The organism is Sphingomonas aurantiaca, assembly GCF_003050705.1.
Taxonomy (GTDB): Bacteria; Pseudomonadota; Alphaproteobacteria; order Sphingomonadales; family Sphingomonadaceae; genus Sphingomonas; species Sphingomonas aurantiaca.
In genome coordinates, this window is the sequence record NZ_QAOG01000001.1 from 580,322 (window position 1) to 597,319 (window position 16,998).

12 protein-coding genes are annotated in these 16,998 nt (G+C 67.0%); 8 read left to right on the forward strand and 4 right to left on the reverse strand.

Annotated features, from left to right (window positions below; all coding sequences use genetic code 11):
- Window positions 1-3 precede the first annotated feature (3 nt).
- From C8J26_RS02775 to C8J26_RS02785, 3 genes are all read right to left on the reverse strand, one after another.
- Entirely contained in the window at window positions 4-723 is a 720-nt protein-coding gene (locus C8J26_RS02775) for a SapC family protein (protein WP_107956617.1), read from the reverse strand.
- 130 nt (window positions 724-853) lie between these two features.
- Window positions 854-4,048, reverse strand: a complete 3,195-nt coding sequence (locus C8J26_RS02780) for a TonB-dependent receptor (RefSeq protein ID WP_107956618.1) — start codon at window positions 4,046-4,048, stop codon at window positions 854-856.
- Window positions 4,049-4,596: 548 nt separating this feature from the next.
- Window positions 4,597-6,021: a coniferyl aldehyde dehydrogenase gene (locus C8J26_RS02785; protein WP_107956619.1), complete on the reverse strand. Its 1,425-nt coding sequence runs from the start codon at window positions 6,019-6,021 to the stop codon at window positions 4,597-4,599.
- A 170-nt stretch (window positions 6,022-6,191) separates the two neighbouring features.
- On the opposite strand from C8J26_RS02785, the gene C8J26_RS02790 reads away from it, so the two are divergent.
- The 8 genes from C8J26_RS02790 to C8J26_RS02825 all read left to right on the forward strand — a co-directional run bounded on the left by C8J26_RS02790 (window position 6,192) and on the right by C8J26_RS02825 (window position 14,656).
- The gene (locus tag C8J26_RS02790; RefSeq protein WP_107957032.1) at window positions 6,192-7,427 is read left to right on the forward strand and encodes an amino acid deaminase/aldolase; all 1,236 of its coding nucleotides are present in this window, start codon (window positions 6,192-6,194) and stop codon (window positions 7,425-7,427) included.
- 66 nt (window positions 7,428-7,493) lie between these two features.
- Window positions 7,494-9,749 carry a TonB-dependent receptor gene (locus C8J26_RS02795; protein WP_107956620.1) on the forward strand — a complete coding sequence of 752 codons (2,256 nt, stop codon included), beginning with the start codon at window positions 7,494-7,496 and terminating at the stop codon, window positions 9,747-9,749.
- Entirely contained in the window at window positions 9,746-10,912 is a 1,167-nt protein-coding gene (locus tag C8J26_RS02800) for an MFS transporter (protein ID WP_107956621.1), read from the forward strand. The genes C8J26_RS02795 and C8J26_RS02800 overlap by 4 nt, the downstream gene beginning before the upstream one ends.
- The gene (locus C8J26_RS02805; RefSeq protein WP_107956622.1) at window positions 10,909-12,180 is read left to right on the forward strand and encodes a D-arabinono-1,4-lactone oxidase; all 1,272 of its coding nucleotides are present in this window, start codon (window positions 10,909-10,911) and stop codon (window positions 12,178-12,180) included. Before C8J26_RS02800 ends, C8J26_RS02805 begins: the two co-directional genes overlap by 4 nt.
- Window positions 12,181-12,281: 101 nt before the next feature.
- Window positions 12,282-12,869, forward strand: a complete 588-nt coding sequence (locus tag C8J26_RS02810) for a TetR/AcrR family transcriptional regulator (protein WP_162236992.1) — start codon at window positions 12,282-12,284, stop codon at window positions 12,867-12,869.
- A gap of 162 nt (window positions 12,870-13,031) precedes the next feature.
- A complete protein-coding gene (locus tag C8J26_RS02815) occupies window positions 13,032-13,367 on the forward strand; it encodes a hypothetical protein (protein ID WP_107956624.1) in 336 nt (111 codons plus the stop codon).
- Between the two features lie 3 nt (window positions 13,368-13,370).
- Window positions 13,371-14,027 carry an SOS response-associated peptidase gene (locus C8J26_RS02820; protein WP_107956625.1) on the forward strand — a complete coding sequence of 219 codons (657 nt, stop codon included), beginning with the start codon at window positions 13,371-13,373 and terminating at the stop codon, window positions 14,025-14,027.
- A gap of 107 nt (window positions 14,028-14,134) precedes the next feature.
- The gene (locus C8J26_RS02825; RefSeq protein ID WP_107956626.1) at window positions 14,135-14,656 is read left to right on the forward strand and encodes a hypothetical protein; all 522 of its coding nucleotides are present in this window, start codon (window positions 14,135-14,137) and stop codon (window positions 14,654-14,656) included.
- 102 nt (window positions 14,657-14,758) lie between these two features.
- On the opposite strand, the gene C8J26_RS02830 is transcribed toward C8J26_RS02825, so the two are convergent.
- On the reverse strand, window positions 14,759-16,942 hold the full coding sequence (locus C8J26_RS02830) for a penicillin acylase family protein (RefSeq protein WP_107956627.1): 2,184 nt from the start codon (window positions 16,940-16,942) through the stop codon (window positions 14,759-14,761).
- Window positions 16,943-16,998 lie beyond the last annotated feature (56 nt).

The following is a 16,998-nucleotide window of genomic DNA, read 5'->3' on the forward strand; positions in this document are numbered from 1 at the left end:
TGCTCAACCGATCTCGCTCAGCAGCGGCTGCTTGCGGGCAATCAACTGCTGGATATTGCCGAGCGATGCCGCGGCGAGGATGGCGAGACGCAGCACGCCCGAGGCATGCAGCCGCTCGAGCGGTTCGCCCGTCAGCGCGGCCATCTGCTCCATGTCGACGACCAGCACGTCGGGAATCGTATAGCGACGCTCTTCGCTGACATCGACGGTGAGCGTTACCGGCGTCAGGAGCCCGGCCTCGTCGAGCGCGGCATAGGCGGCCGGCGCGGTGTCCATCCCCTCGTACAGCAGGCGCAACACGCCGGTGACATGATCGAGGTACGGCGTGTTGCCGCCATGTTCGAGGAAGAGCGGCAGGCCGGCATCACCGCCGACGCGCATGTCGTCGAGATCGACCTGCAGCATCGGCTCGGCGACCGCGTCGCCGGGTGCGCGCACCATCCCGATCGAGAAGGGGCCGCGCTGGTGACTGGCGGGTACATAGCGGCTCGTCCAATGGTCGTCGGAGAGGTAGAGATTTTCGTCGCGGTCGAGGCCCAGCAGCGCATAGGCCTGCACGCCCTCGTCGCGACGGCGGAAGATAATGCCGAATTCGCGCTGCACCTGCTCGAACTCGGCGGGGAAGATCAGCGCCTGGTTGGCGGCGTCGCCAAAGTCGGCGCCCGCGCGCGGGGTGATGCGCAGATCGGCATGGTCGATATTGTTGATCTGTACGAGGTTCATCCGCTCCGGTCCCGCTTTTCTACAAACTCTATCAGCGCGGTGGCGACCGACAAAGAAAAAGGCCGCTGCAGCACGTCGCGGCGGCCTTTCTCGCGTGTCGGACGTGGACCGAGATCCACGCCCGCAGTCGTCAGAAGCGGTAGCGCGCGCCGAGATAGAAGCGCGGCTTGAGCTCCTGCACATAGACCAGGTTGGTCTCGGTGCGGGCATATTGGCGGAACGGCTCGCTCGTCAGATTGACCGCTTCGAGCGAGACCGAGAAGTCCTTCGTGACGTCGTAGCTCAGGCTTGCATCCAGGGTCCCGAACGCAGCCGTGAAGAGCGGGTTGCGGTTGGCGCCCTGGTTGGTCGCGGCGAGATATTTGTCGCGCCAGTTATACGACACGCGCGCCGAGATACCGTTCTTGTCGTAGATGGCGGTCAGGTTCGCGCTGTCGCCAAGGCCCGTGAGCGCGAAGATGTTGACGTTCGGATCCGCATAGGGGTCCACGTTCACGTCGCCGCTGACCTTGGTGTACGAGGCGGCGAACCCGAAGCCGGTCTGGCCGAAGAAGTTGGTCCAGGCGATTTCGAAGCCGTGAATATTGGCCTCGCGGTTGTTGATCGGCTCGCTGATCGCAAAGTTGACGAGCGGATCGTTGGAGTCGCCGACCAGGTTCACGTCGAGCGCGAGCTTGTTGTAGAACGCCCCGTTGAGCTTACCCGTGGCCGGGTCGAGCGCGCCCTGGAAGGCTGCCGTCGCCGCTGCCCTGTTGCCCGCATTCTGCTGGAGCAGCGCGGTGTAGGCGAACAGGTTTTCGTCGGTCTGGGCGATGCCGTTGGAGCGGAGATAGTCCAGCGCCGTACCCGACCGCGACCCTGCCGCGCCCGACCCCGGATCGCGCAGCCCGAACAGATTGCCGCTCGTCACCTGGTTGCCGACGAAGTTGCGCACGTTCTTGTTGAAGAAGCCGACCGACACGAAGCTGGTTGGCTTATAGTACCATTCGACCGACACGTCGAAATTGTCCGACACAAGCGGCAACAGCCCCGGATTCTGTCGCGATGCAGGCGCTGCGCCCGCACCGAGCGCCGTCGGGCGGTTCGGTGCGTTTGCGGAGACCGAAGCGAACAGATTGCCGTAGTCGGCCCGCGCGAGCGTTCGGCTGAACGAGGTGCGCGCGACCACATTGTCGAGCACCTCGATGTTGAAGTCGAGCGAGGGCAGCAGGTTGTCGTAACTCGCCTTGACGTTCACCGCGCCGCCGGCGGCGCCGCCAAGGACCGCGAAGTCGTTGTCCGACTGCCATTCCAGCGCGGTCGGGATTGACTGAAGCGCCAGCGAATTGACCCTGGTCTGCTCGTAGCGCGCGCCGATCAGCGCGTTCGCACGGCGCCCGCCAATGTCGCCGGTCCAGTTCAGCTGGCCATAGACCGCCCAGGTCTTCTCGCCGACCGTATCGTCCGATGAACCCTGCAAGACCCGGCCACGCCCGGGGACGTTCGCGTAATAGGGCCCGAAAACGTTGAGCAGGTCGACCGCGTCCCCACGGAACGCGACCAGTGCCGAACCGGTCGACGCCGGATCGAACTTGTCGAATTTGCAGGTCAGGCAATAGGTGCTGACGAGGTCGCCCGCGAGCTGGCTGACGAGCCCGGTGTCGGTGATGCCCCAGTCGCCCAGCAGCTGCTGCGTGTTGGAACTGGCCGAGCGGGTCTTAGCATCGACATAGTTGCCGCCGAACACGAAGCGGCTCTCATTGCCCAGATCCCAGCCCAGTTCCGCGTTGAACTGGTTGACCCGCGATTCCTGCTCCGAGAAGATTTCGCGAGCGATCTGCGTACCCATATCGCCGATGTCGAGGATGTTGTTGCAATTGCCACCACGGCCGCCGTTGGTGGCGTTGCAGTCGTTCAGCGTTTCCGACTGTTGCGGGAAGCCGCTGGTGAAGTCGACCTTGTGGGTCGCGCGGACCGGGGCGCCGATCGAGATCGTCGTTGCCGACGTGCCGTTCGCATTGTCCGGATCGGTGGTCGATTTCGAATGGTTTGCGTCGAGCTTCAGCGACAGGACGTCGGTGAAGTTCCACTTCAGATTGCCGCCGAACGAGTACAACTCGGTCTTCGTGGCGAAGCGCTGCTGCTCGTATCCCTTGTCCGCCTGCTTCGACTCCGCCAGGATCACGGCGGACTGCATCTGCTTGTTGTCGTCGAACGTGATTTCGGTGAAGGGCCGCTGGAACCAGTTGGTCTGTTCGCTGCGCTCGTCGCTCAGCTTGTTCCGGGCGTACAGGCCGTCGATCGTGATCTCGAGACGGTCGGTCGGCTTGAACTGGATGTTCGCCTGGCCATTGAGCCGCTCGCGACGGTTCTCGGAGAACTGGTACCGGCTGTCGTTCGGGATCTGCACATAGGGCGTGGTCGGCGAGTTCGTGATCTTGGTCGCCGCATCCGTGTACACGCCGTTGCGTGCCAAGACATCGGCCACCGGCACGATGTTCCAATAGTTCGGATTGGACTGGACCGACGTCGATTCGCGCAGCTGGTAGCTGCCGAAGACGTTGACGCCGAAGGTCTCGCTCGGATTCTTCCAGTTGATCAGACCTGACAGTTCGGGCGTGACCTTTTTGAGGTTGGCCTCGGCATTCTCCACCGAGCGGTCATACAGTGCCTTGGCGCCGATCGAACCCGACAGGCCGTCCTCGCGCGCGTCGAGCGGGCGGCGGGTCACGACGTTGATCGCCGCGCCGATGCCGCCCGACGGGATGTTCGCCCGGCCGGTCTTGTAGACCTCGAGCGTGGCGACGCCTTCGGATGCGAGGTTCTGGAAGTCGAATGAGCGGCCGGTACCGACGGCGAAGGCGTTGCCGGTGCTGGTATCGATGCTTGTCGACGCGAGCTGGCGACCGTTCAGCGTCACGAGGTTGAAGCCGCCGCTGAACCCGCGGACCGCGACCTGAGAACCTTCGCCATTGGCGCGCGTGATCGACACGCCGGTGATCCGCTGCAGCGATTCCGCCAGGTTGGTGTCGGGAAACTTGCCGATATCCTCGGCCGAGATCGCGTCGACGACGCCTGCGGAATTGCGCTTGATGTCGATGGCGCGATTGAGACTGGCCCGGATGCCGGTGACGACGATATCCTCGGTCGTGCCGGCCGTGCTGTCACCGGGTGTCCCGGAGGGGGCCGCCGTCGACTGGCCGGTCTGCTGCACGGCAATGGATTGATCGACCTGGCCGGTTGGCGCGGTACCCGTCTGCGCGATGGCGGCGCTCGATGCCGCGAGGCCTGCCATGACCGCGATGGTCGATACCGAATGCGCGAGCGCGCGCGGAACTGTGATCATAAATCCTCCCCCGATACCCGGCCGCCCTAATCAGACCGGAATGCACACGGTCGTTGCCGCGCATGATAAGGCTACCATTGGGTGGGGCAGTGTCAACATCGGAAACATGGGGGGCGACCTGCGCTTTAACCGAAAGTTATTTGGGTTAATCGTCGGAACGAGAAAAGCGTGTTTGATTCCATAATTTTAGGCGTGGTCGTGCTGCTCGGCTTCTACGCAGGAGCAGCGAGACCCTTCGCGATTTCCTACGAACATTTGCAACGTGTGACATCGTGGGCACTATTACGGCCCGACCGTGATTGATCCACGTAAAGAGCGTCATCTAGTCTGAGTCGGTAGGCCGCAGACGCTATTTATTCATCTTGTCGTTCGATACTGCGCTTCTTCGTCGGAAAGGTGGTAGCGGTACAGGGCGGGTCCGTCATGGGAGCGCCGCGATCGCGTACGTCGTCCCCGCCGCTCTATGGCGCTGCGTCGGGAGCTAGGGATCACCCCATGTCGGTGGCGCAACAGCGTTCCAACGAACCGCACAGCCTCGCCCGCGACTTTTACCGGGTGGCGCCGATCGGCTTCAGCCCTGCGAGCACGCGCATCGTCAGTCGCGCGGTCGCCCCCCATGGCGGCCCGAGACGTTCAAACATAGTGATCGGCCCCGCCTTGTGCACGGCGCGCGCGTGACTGAACCGGAGGAAGCCGTCATGGCCGTGATACGCGCCCATGCCGCTGGCGCCGATCCCGCCAAAGGGCAGGCTGTGCTGGGCGACGTGGAGCAACGTGCTGTTGATCGTGACGCCGCCCGACGTCGCGCTGTCGAGGATCCTGCGCTGCATCGCGGCGCCATCGGCGAAGCAATACAGCGCGAGCGGGCGCGGCCGCGCACGTACGAAGGCCATTGCCGAGTCGAGCGTAGCATAGGGCTTTACCGGCAGGACCGGGCCGAAGATCTCCTCGCGCATCAGCGTGCAGTCGTCGGGCGCGCCGAGCACGACCGTCGGGGCGATACGGCGCCCGGTGGGTGGCGGCGACGGATGCGTGAGGATCTCGGCGCCGCCGCGCCGCGCCTCCTCGATCGCGTCGACCAGCCGCCGATGGTGCCGCGCGTCGATGATGTTGCTGTAGTCGCCATTGCCCTCGATCGTCCGATAGCGCTGGAACGCCGCGGACAGCACGGAGTCGGCAAAGTGTCGTGCCGAGGCTGCCGGGACCAGCGCGTAATCGGGCGCGACGCAGGTCTGGCCGGCGTTGAGATAGCGACCAAAGGCGATCGACCTGGCGGCGCGGTCGATCGCAAAATCGGGGGCGACGATCGCGGGCGACTTGCCGCCGAGTTCGAGCGTCACGGGCGTCAGATGGTCGGCGGCGGCGCGCAGGATATGGCGACCGACATTGGTCGATCCGGTGAAGACGAGATGATCGAGCGGCAGTCCCGACAGTGCCTGCGACACCGCGACGTCGCCCGGCACGACGGTCAGGCGGTCCGCGTCGAACCGCTCGGCCACCAGACGCGCGAGTAACGCGGCAAAGGCGGGGGATGCTTCGGACGGCTTGATCAGCACCCGGTTGCCCGCGGCCAGCGCGTCGATCGTGGGCCCCAGCGTCAGGAACAGCGGGTAGTTCCACGGCGCGATCACGCCGACGACGCCGAGCGGTTCGTGGCGGACCCAGGCGCGGCCCGGTTGCAGGCTGAGGTCGACGCGACGTGGCGCGTCGCGCATCCACCGCGTCAGACGCGATCGCGTGTGGCCGATCGCCGTCACCAGCGGCACGATCTCGAGGATATCCGTTTCGGCCTGCGACCGCCCGCCGAAATCGTCGGAGATCGCGCGCACCAACGCGGCGCGCCCGTCGATCAACAAGCCGCGCAGCGAGTCGAGCAGCGCCTGGCGGACCGGCGCACTCGCCGCCGCCTGGTCCCGCGAGGCGCGGTGTTGACGATCGAAAGCGGTGTGCAACGCCTGCAGGTCGGGGGTCATGGCAATCCTCTCGAACGTGGCCGCTTCGGCGGCGTCCCGAGATTCTATTGCGCGTCAAATCGCATAACAAGAGCAATGCTCATATTTAGGTGTAGCAAGGTTCTAAAACGCTGATAGGATGATCGCATCGACTCGCCAAAGAGGTCGGTGGAACGATGGGGAGCAGCACGATGGTCAACCGCGACACGGTGCCGACAGCAAGCGCTGTAGCGTCGACTCTCGATCCTTATCGGCGCTTCGCGACCGCGCTGTCGGGACTGCGGCTTCCTGCCGCGTTCGTCGATCTCGACGCGATCGACCGCAACGGCGAACGGCTGGGCGCGCGGGCGCAGGGTGTGCCCGTCCGCCTCGTCACCAAGTCGATCCGCTCGGTCGCGATGCTCCGGTATTTGCTCGACCGTTTCCCTTATCTGCAGGGCTTGCTGTGCTTCTCGCCGGCCGAGGCGGCATGGCTCGCGTCGCAGGGGTTCGACGATCTCGTTATCGCCTATCCGACGGTCGAGCCCAGCGAGATCGCGCTCGTTGCGGCGGCGGTGCGCGGCGGTGCGTCGATCACGCTGATGGTCGATCATGCCGATCAGCTCGACGTCATCGATCGCTGTGCGGCGGCGGCGGGGACGACGCTGCCCGTGGCGATCGACATGGATGCCTCGACCAGCTTTCCGGGCCTGCACTTCGGAGTCTATCGGTCGCCGGTGGCGACGGCCGAGGCGGCGCTCGCGCTGGCCGCGGCGATCGCACGACGGCCGCATCTCCGGCTCGACGGCGTGATGGGCTATGAGGGGCAGATCGCCGGGCTCAACGACGCGGTTCCCGGCCAGGCGGTGCGCAACCGCATCATCCGGACGCTCAAGGCGCGATCGATCCGTGACGTCCATCGGCGGCGCGGCGCGATCGTCGCGGCGCTCACCGCCGCGGGGCATCGGCTGCGCTTCGTCAACGGCGGCGGCACCGGCAGCTTCGAGAGCACCGCGCGCGATCCGAGCGTCACCGAGCTGGCGGCGGGATCGGGCTTCTACCTGCCGGGGTTGTTCGACCATTATGCCGTCGATCTCGGCGAGCCCGCGGCGGGGTTTGCGCTGCCGGTGACGCGTCGCCCGGCGCCGGGGATCGTCACCTGTGCGGGCGGCGGCTATCCCGCGTCCGGCCCGATCGGTCCGGATCGCCTGCCCAAGCCGTGGTTGCCGGCGGGCACCACGCTGATCGAGAACGAGGGCGGCGGCGAGGTGCAGACGCCCGTCCGGCTCGACACCGCCGATGCGCTGCCGCTCGGAGCACCCGTCTTCTTTCGTCATGCCAAGGCCGGCGAGCTCTGCGAGCGGTTCGACACGCTGCTGCTCGTTCGCGGCGATGCCATCGTCGACCGCGTCGCGACCTATCGCGGCGACGGACGCTGCTTCTTCTGACCTTCAAACACAGGCGGGCCGTCGACCGGACCCGCGAGGACTGACGCCAACGCAAAGGGGATGACGATGATGAAACGGTCTGTCTTGCACCATAGTGTAGTCCTCGCCGCGCTCGCCATGTCGGCCGAGGCGCACGCGCAGCAGGCCGCGGACCAGCCCCCCGCGCCGGCGGATGGCGATATCGTCGTCACCGCGCAGCGCCGGTCCGAACGCCTGCAGGACGTCCCGATCGCCGTCACCGCGATCACCGGCGACGATCTGCGCGAACGCCGCATCGCCGACGTGCTCGATCTGTCGGGCCGTGTTCCCGGGCTCCAGATCCGCTCGGCGGACAATGGCGCCAACCCGCGCATCTTCATCCGCGGCGTCGGCCTCAACGACTTCAACCCGGCGACGGCGAGCGCGGTCGGGATCTACGTCAACGGCGTCTATGTCGCCTCGACACTCGCCCAGCGCGACGCGTTCTTCGATCTGGGACAGGTCGAGGTGCTGCGCGGACCGCAGGGCACGCTGTACGGCCGCAACACGACGGGTGGCGCGATCAACGTCACGACGCGCCAGCCGGGCAACACGCCCGAAGCCGATCTGTCGCTCGATTATGGCCGGTTCAACGCGGTGACGCTGCAGGGCGGGATCAGCGCGCCGGTCGCGACCGACCTGCTGGCAGTGCGCATCGCCGGCCTCTATCAGCGCGACGACGGCTATATGCGCGACACGCTGACCGGCAACCGCGGCAACAATGTCGACCGCTGGGCGCTGCGGAGCAGCGCGCATTTCACGCCGTCGAGCACGATCACCGACGACCTCACCGTCAATGCGAGCCGTTCGACCGGCGGATCGCTCCAGGCCAATGTGCGCACGCTGATCCCGCAGACCGCGGCGGCGACCGGCGCCGACGGGCTGTGCACACCCGCCTTCTACACCTCGGGCCAGTGCACCAACATCTTGGGCTACGCCAACACCAGCCGCAATCTGTACGAAGGCGCGTATAGTTTCGAGGGGCAGGACCGGGTCAGCCTGGTCGGCACGGGCAACACGCTGTCGGTCGATCTCGGCCCGGTCAGCCTGATCGCGGTGACCGGGTTCCAGCATGCCAGCCGCAACGACCAGGAGGATACCGACGCCAGCCCGGTGCCGGTCATCGCCGCCTCCTATATCACCCGGCAGAACACGTTCAGCCAGGAGCTGCGCCTCCAGTCGAACGGTCACGACCGGCTGCGCTATGTCGCCGGCGTCTATTATGCACACGATCTGATCCGCAACGACTCGTCGCTCGACGTGCTGCCGGTCCTGCGCGCTCCCACGGCCGACAATCCGAGCGGGGTCGATCTTGCCGCGGGGATCGGTGACTTTGCGTGGCCGTCGCGGCAGGTGACGAACAGCTATGCCGGTTTCGGCCAGGTGGATTTCGACCTGACGCCGCGGCTGACGCTGACCGGCGGGCTGCGCTATTCCGCCGACCGCAAGCGCTTCGACTATCGTGCGGAGGCGGCTGCGGGAACGATCGCGCTGTTCACCTTCGCCGACACGAAGACGTTCGGCTCATGGTCGGGGCGCGCCGGGCTGCAATATCGCTTCACGGATTCCGCCAACGTCTATGCGAGCTATAATCGCGGGACCAAGAGCGGCGGCTTCTTCAGCGGCTTCGCGCAGGATCCATCGCTGATCGGCCCCTACAAGGACGAGACGGTCGACGCGTACGAAGTCGGTGCCAAGACGCAGTGGCTCGATCGCCGCCTCGGTCTCAACCTGTCGGCCTTCTATTACGATTACAGCGATCTGCAGGTCTATACGTCGGTGGTGCAGGGGCTGATCACCACGCAGCTGTTCACCAACGCGTCGGCGGCGCGGATCTACGGTGCCGAACTCGAACTGACCGCGCGGCCGGTCGACGGGCTCAACCTCAGCGCCTCGACCTCGCTGCTCAGCGCGACCTATCGCGACTTCATCTCGCAGGGCGCCGATTATTCGGGCAATCGCCTGCCCTCGGCGCCGAAAGTCAGCGTGCAGGGGAGCGCGGAGTATCGCAGGCCGATCGGCACAGGCGCGGTGATCGCCCGCGCCGACGTCTCCTATCGCAGCAAGGTCTTCTTCGACACGACCAACGACGCCCGGCTGGGCGACCGTGCGCGTGCGTTCGTCGATGGGCGGGTCGGGTGGCAGTTCGCCAAGGATCGCTACGAGATCGCGCTGTGGGTCCGCAACATCTTCGACGTGCCGGTCATATCCGACATCACGCCGCTGCCCGCGCTCGGCTTCGACGCCGTCGTCGTCGGGCGGCCGCGGACCTGGGGCCTGTCGCTGCGGGCGAACTATCGATGACCGCGAGCGGCACGACCCGCTCGGCCTATGTCGCCGCGTTCGTCGTCGGGGTGTACGGCATCCTGATGGCGGGCCTTGCGCCGCTGTTGCTCGGTACCCTCGTCGCGGAGGGGCATCTGACCGCGGCGCAGCTCGGGCTCGCCGCCACAGCCGAGCTGGTGACGATGGGGCTCTCCGCGGGCGGGGCCGGGTTCCTGGTCGAGCGCCTGTCGCCGCGTCTGCTTGCTTTGGGCAGCGTCGCGGCGATCATGATCCTCGACGTCGCGACCACCCGCGCGACCGGCGGGACCGTCATCCTGCTGCGCGCGCTCGCCGGCGCGCCGAGCGGCGTGCTTATCGGGCTGGTGACCGCGATGATCGTCCGGTCGGCACAGCCCGCGCGGCAGGCGGGCTTCTATCTCACGATCCAGACCGTGGCGCAGCTCGCCTGCGCGGCGCTAATCGGCGGGCTGGTCGCGCAGAAGCACGGCGCGGCGGCGGGATTTCTCGCGATTTCCGCGCTCGGCGTGCCGGTCGCGATCGCCGCGCTGTGGACACCGACGCGACTGGCGCGCTTCGTCGGGGAACAGGGCATGGGGCTTCCCGATGTCTATGGCTGGCTGGCGCTTGCGGCCGCGTTCTGCTTCTTCGCGGGCATCCTCGGCATCTGGATCTATCTCGAACCGCTCGCCCGCCAGGCCGGGCTGTCCGCCGATACCGGCGGGCTGGCGATCGTGCTCGCGCTGGCGGGACAGGTCGTGGGCGGCGTACTCGGCGCGGCGACGGTACAGCGCTGGCCATGCCGCGTCGTCCTGCCCGGATCGATCGCGGTGCTGGTCGTGGCGTCGGCGATCTTCGCGACACTGCCCGGGCCGAGCGTCTTTCTGGCGACCGCGATCGGCTTCGGCATGCTGTGGGCGTTCGCAAGCCCGTATTTCACCCGGCTGCTGATCGATGTCGATCCGACGCACCGTGCCGCGATGCTCGGTTCGGCCGCCTTGCTACTCGGCTGCGCCACCGGGCCGACGGTGGCGGCGCTGACCGTCAGCGATGCCGATGTCCGCGGCTGCCTCACGCTCGGCACGGGGCTGCTTCTCGTCACCGGCGGCATCGTGCTGCTGCTTCCCGTTCTCCGGCGCGTGGGCCGCCCCGCGTTCGCCGCGCACTCGAAAGACCGATCATGACGAAATGGACCAACTGGTCGGGCAGCGTCGTCGCGCATCCCGCCACGCTCGCCAAACCCCGCGGGCTCGACGAACTGGCCAAGGTCGTCACGACCGCGCGGCAGGTGCGGATGGTCGGGGCAGGGCATTCCTTCATGCCGCTGTGCCAGACCGAGGGGACGCTGGTGTCGCTCGCCGATCTCGAAGGCGAAATCGAGGTCGCCGCGGATCGCCGCTCGGTCTGGGCTCCGGCAGGCTGGAGTCTCGCGCGACTGACCGACGCGCTCTGGGCCGAGGGGCTGTCGCTCTACAACCAGGGTGACGTCAATCCACAGTCGCTCGCGGGGGCCGCCGGCACCGGTACGCACGGCACCGGCGAGACGCTCGGCAGCATCTCGACGCAGGTGACCGGCGTCCGCCTGATGCGCGCCGACGGCACGCTCGTCACGTGCGACGCGCAGACCGAGCCGGAACTCTTCCAGGCGCAGCGCCTCGGTTTGGGGCTGCTCGGCATCGTGGCGGCGATGCGGATTGCGGTGTTGCCCGCCTATCATCTTGAGGAACGCGTCGAACGCTGGCCGCTCGACATGGTGCTCGACCGGTTCGACGACCTGACCGCGGAGTCGCGGCATATGGAATTCTGGGTCTTCCCCTATGCCGATCACGTCATTCTCAAGCGCCTCCACCCGGTCGAACCCGAAGGCCCGTATCGCCACGCCAACGACGTCAATGAGGGCGCGTTTCGCGTCGCCTGCAACATCTCCCGCCGCGCGCCCGCGCTGATCCCGACCCTCCAGCGCGGCATGATGCGCGCGATCGGCGGTCCCAAGCGGCGCGTCGGCCCGGCCTATCGCATCTTCGCGCAGGATCGGACCGTGCGCTTCGAGGAGATGGAATATGAGGTGCCGCGCGCCGACGGGCTGGCGACTTTGCGCGAGGCGCTCCGCTACGTCCGGCAGGCGCGGCTGCCGCTCGCCTTTCCGTTCGAAGTCCGCACCGTCGCCGCCGACGATATCTGGCTGAGCCCGTTCCATGCGGGGCCGTGCTTGTCGATCTCGGTCCACCAATATGCCGGCATGCCGTGGCAGGAGGAATTCGCGGCGGTCGAGGCGATCCTGCGCGGTGCCGGCGGCCGCCCGCACTGGGCCAAGCGGCACAGCCTGGATTTCGAGGGGGCGACCCGCCTCTATCCCCGCCTGTCCGACTTCCTCCGGGTCCGGCGCGGCGTCGACCCGGAAGGCAAGTTCGTGAATTGCTTCTTCGATCAGCTGTTTGCCATCGGTGCGTGATCGCGCCGATCGGCAAGCGCAGGTTTGCCTTTGCCGATAGGGTAAGCCAGAGCGCAGCCACCATGGTCGAACCCCGTCGCCTACCCATGCAGGAGCGCAGCATGCGCCGTCGCGAGGCCATCCTCGTCGCGGCGCAGGACCTGCTCGTCACCGAGAACCCCGAAGACCTCGCGATGCGCGAGGTGGCGCGCCGCGCGGACATCTCGATCGGTTCGCTCTATCAGTATTTCCCGTCGAAGCCCGCGATCCTGCGCGCTCTGGTGATGCGCAATCTCGACAAGGTCGGCGCGTTGCTGCGGGGCGAAGTCAACGCGCTGCTCGAGGATCATGCCGGCCGCCCGACGATCGCGCAGGCGGTCGACCGGATCATCGACGCGTATGTCAGCCATTATCGCAGCCATCCCGAGGCGATCGCGGTGTGGGCGGGGGCGCAGGCCGATCTCGAACTGCGCCGGCTCGACGTGATCGATACGCGCGCGACCGCCGACTTCATGGTCGCGCCGATGATGATCCTGCTGTCGTCGTCCGATCGCGACGCGATCCTGTCGGTGGCGTTGCTCATCACCGAACTCGCGGGCCATGCGGTACGGCTGGCGCTCGCCCTGGAAGCGCCGCTGACCGACCGCATCGTCGCGCAGTTCAAGACGATGGTCACCGCGGTCCTGGAGGCCAATCGCGAGCCGAATTAGGTGGTTGCGGTCCGCCGTTCGCGCCGACGCCGCGGATCCGGAGGGCGGCGCCTTGGGTCATGCCGCATCCCGGGGTCGGTAGCGCCGGCAACCGCAGGCTCCCGTCCGTCCGGCCGCCACGCGATATTGCATCGGCCGATGAACCGGGCTTAGGCTGCGGGGATGGAAAACACCGCATCGCCGCTCGACCTGTTCACCCTCCTCGAAATCGCGCTGGAGGAGCGCAACGAAGCCGCCGACGCCTTCGACCTGTTCAAGCAGGATGCGGTCATGGCGCATGCCCCCGCGCCGGGCGACGAGCCTCTGGTCACCAGCGAGGATGCCGCAGAGGCAGCGGCAGAAGAAGTCGACGAGTTCAGCGCAGAAGTGCGAGAGCTGTTAACCAACGCGTCCGATACCGATCTGACCGACGCCTATCGGCAGTCCGGCGGCGAGGTCGGCCATCCGGTGGCCGAAGCGCTTCTCGGCGAGATCAAGCGCCGCGGCCTCAGGGTCTGATCGATGTGTAATCGCGCCCGGTTCAGCGGCGAACCCGAGACGATCATCGAGCATTTCGGCGCGGACTGGTTGGCGGACAAGCCGATGGACAACCGGTTCGATCCGCAGGAACTGCGGCCCTTCGGCCGGGCCTATGTCGTGCGCAACGACGCGGGGCGCCGGGGCCTGGACGTGATGGAATGGGACGTTCTTGCAGGCCAGGCCAAACAGGCCGGTCGCAAGGTCGCGCAGACCAACGTTCGTACGCTCCATCTTCCGCAGTGGCGCTCGCTGGTGAGCGATCCGGCGAACCGTTGCCTGATCCCGCTGACCGAGTTTTGCGAATGGGCGCGCCAACCGACCGACCTTGGCGACGGCAAGAAGCCGATCAAGGGCGAGATGTGGTTTGCGGTGACCGACCAGCCGGTGTTCGCGATCGCGGGCTTCTGGCGACAGGTCGACGACCAGCGCTATTTCGCGATGGTGACGTGCGACGCGAACGCGCTGGTGTCGCCGATCCATCCAAAGGCGATGATCACGATCCTGCGCCCGGACGACCACGAGCGCTGGCTCACCGGCAGCTATGACGACGTCCTGGCGCTCCAGCGTCCCTATCGTGCCGAGGCCATGACCGTGCGTGGGCCGGTGTTCCCGACCCGCCAAGCCGCTCCGCTCGCCTGAGTCTCTCATTCGAGGTTACCGCGGCGCTAACCCTCATTTTGGGGAACGATCGTCCTGCGACACGGCTTTAAGAGGTATCTGCAACCCGGTCGTCGACAGGAATTACCATGAGCACGAACCTCGTATCCGCTGTTTTCGACACCCATGCCGACGCAGAACGCGCGCTGGCCGAACTGCGCAACGCAGGAGTGAGCGACAGCGCGATCTCCGTCGTCGCCCAGCATGATGGCAAGACCGCGACGACCGACGGCAGCGGCAACGACACGCAGGAATTCGTCGGCAAGGTCGCGGCGGGCGCCGGTATCGGGACGTTGCTCGGCATCGCTGCGCTCGCGATCCCGGGCGTCGGACCGCTGGTCGCGGCAGGCGCGATCGCATCGGCGGCGATTCCGGGTGCGGCGATCACCGGCGCGGCGCTGGGCGGCGCGGTCGGCGGGCTTGAAAAGGTCATGACCGATCACGGCGTCAGCCGGGTCGATGCCAGCTATTACGAGGGCCGCATCAACGAGGGCGGTGTCTTCGTCTCGGTCGATACCAGCGCAGCGAACGTCACGCCCGAAGCCGCCGCGGACATGCTCGCGCGCGCTGGCGGACACAGCGCGACGCGGACGAAGGTGGCGGTCGCATAACCCCCAGCCATCTGGTCGAGATAATAGAGGGCGCTCCCGGTGGGGGCGCCCTTTTTCATGCCGCCGACCCGGCGCCGATGCGGGGCTCGCCGCGCGTCGCGTCTAGCGTCCGGGACGATAGCTTCGTTCGATATGCCCCTTCAGGTCCTCGGGATAGAAATAGACCGGGCGCAGCTGTCCTGTCGCGTAGCGCGCGGCCTGGTCGGCGAAGTGGCGCGACGTGGTGTCGCCGCTCTGGCCGCCCGCCATCACCGCCATCGCCTTCACGCGCGGGCCGAATTCGACGATCGCGACGAAGCTGTTGCCGCTGGTGCCGTAGTAGCGCGTCGTGCCCGGCCACGTCTTTGCGCCGAACGAGGCCAGGCTGCCCCATTGCGCCGAGGTGAAGGGCACGGGGATGGACGGTTTCGCGTCGTCGAAATGCGGCGCGATCGCATCGTCGAGCCGCTGGAACCGGTTGATCTCGCCCCACGGCACCTGCCAGTCGCCAAAGTCCCTCGTCAGCCGGTCGACCGCGGCCGACAACGCGGCGAGCTTGGCGTCTGCGCCGACTCGCGTGGCGATATAGTCGGGCACGTTCATCCGCTCCGCCTGCGCGAAACTGCCGACCTCGCGCCACAGATGGTCGCCCCAGACCACCGCGAGGCTGGTCGCGGCGGAGTCCTGCCCCCAGCGGCGATCCCACTGCTTCAACAGCGCGATCGGGGCCGCGAGCTTCGTCCTGCGCGGATCGCGGGCGGGCAGGGAGTCCCACGCTGCGACGAGACCGGGCAGCAGCTGCGCAAAGGCGGGCAGGTAGGAATCGAACGCCGCGTCCCGCAGCGTGTCGGGCGTCCAGCCGCTCTTGCCCGTCAGCAGCAAGTCGGCATGCACGCCGCGCGCATTGCCGCCGACCTGGTCCATGTAGCGTGGATAGTCCGTGGCCCTGGGGCTGTCCGGTCCGGCCGCGCTCCAGGGCCAGTCGTTGGTGTTGTGGACCCAGCCGGTGCGCGGGGCCGCGACGCTCGGCAGGCTGGCAAGGCTGTGCAGGCCGTGCCAGTCGGTCGCCGGATCACTGCCGTCGACGGGCCGGGTATAGTCGAACCGGTCGCTGCGGATCGGCATGAATTGCGGCATCAGGAACGCGATCTCGCCCTTGCTGTCGGCGAACACCGTGTCGTTGGACGAGTTCGCCTTGCGCTCGGCGACCGCCAGATAGCTGGCCAGGTCGGTCGCCTTGGTCCGCAGATAGCTTTGCTCGAGCGCGGGGACCGGCTTCCACATCAGCGCGGTGGCGATCCAGCGCCCCGCCTTCATCGCGACGATCGGGCCGTGATGCGTGCGATAGGTGGTGAAGCGCCGCGCCCCCGATGTCCCGTCGGCCTTACGAAAGCGCAATGTCACGGATCGTGTCCCGACCAGCCGCTGCTCTGCGCCATAGCGATAGGCATAACCCGTGCCACGCCGCACGATCCGCTCGGCGAACTCGTCGATATTGTCGACGGTCGAGGACGTATGCATCCAGCCCGCCCTGGCATTGAATCCCTGGTAGATGAAGAACTGGCCCCAGGTGCTCGCGCCATAGGCGTCGAGGCCTTCGGCGCTGGTCATCTGCGCTTCGGAGCGAAAGTAGAAGCTGGTGTGCGGGTTGATGAGCAGCAGCGCGCGGCGGTTCGCGGTCAGCTGCGGGGCGATCGCGATGCCGTTCGATCCCGACGGCTCGCGCGGCACCATGCCCAGCTCCTCCGGCGTCGGCGAGGTGGGCGTGCCGTAGAAGGTCTTCAGGTCGCTGAGCGAGATCCGCTCGATATCGCCGCCGATGCTGCCTTCGGTGAAGCTGAGCGCCATCCACGGCTCGAAGCGCGTCAGGACCCGGGGCCTGGTCTGCGGGTGCGTCGCCAGATAATAGTTCAGCCCGTCCGCCCAGGCCTGCATCAGCGTGCGCAACCAGGCCGGACTGGCCGCGTACTGCACTTTCAGATCCACAGGGTCGACGAACAGCTGCTGGCGCAGGTCGGCCCAGATCGCCTCCTCGCCCTCGGCTTCCGCGGTGCGGCCGAGCGCGGTCAGGTAATTGGCCTCGATCCGGGGAAAATCGTCCTCGGCCTGCGCGTAGATCAGGCCGAACACGGCGTCGGCATCCGACGTTCCGCGGATATGCGGGATACCCCATTCGTCGCGCGTGATGGTAACGCGCGCGGCCTGCGCCTCCCACCGCGCCGGCTCGGTCGGCGGCGAGCTGGGCGCCGTCGTCAGCAGCGCCAGCATAATGAACGGAGTGCGCGCGCGCCGGAGAAGCTGATCCATGCGCACAGCCTAAGACGCGCGCGGCGCAAACACCATGCGTCGGCGAACGACCGGTG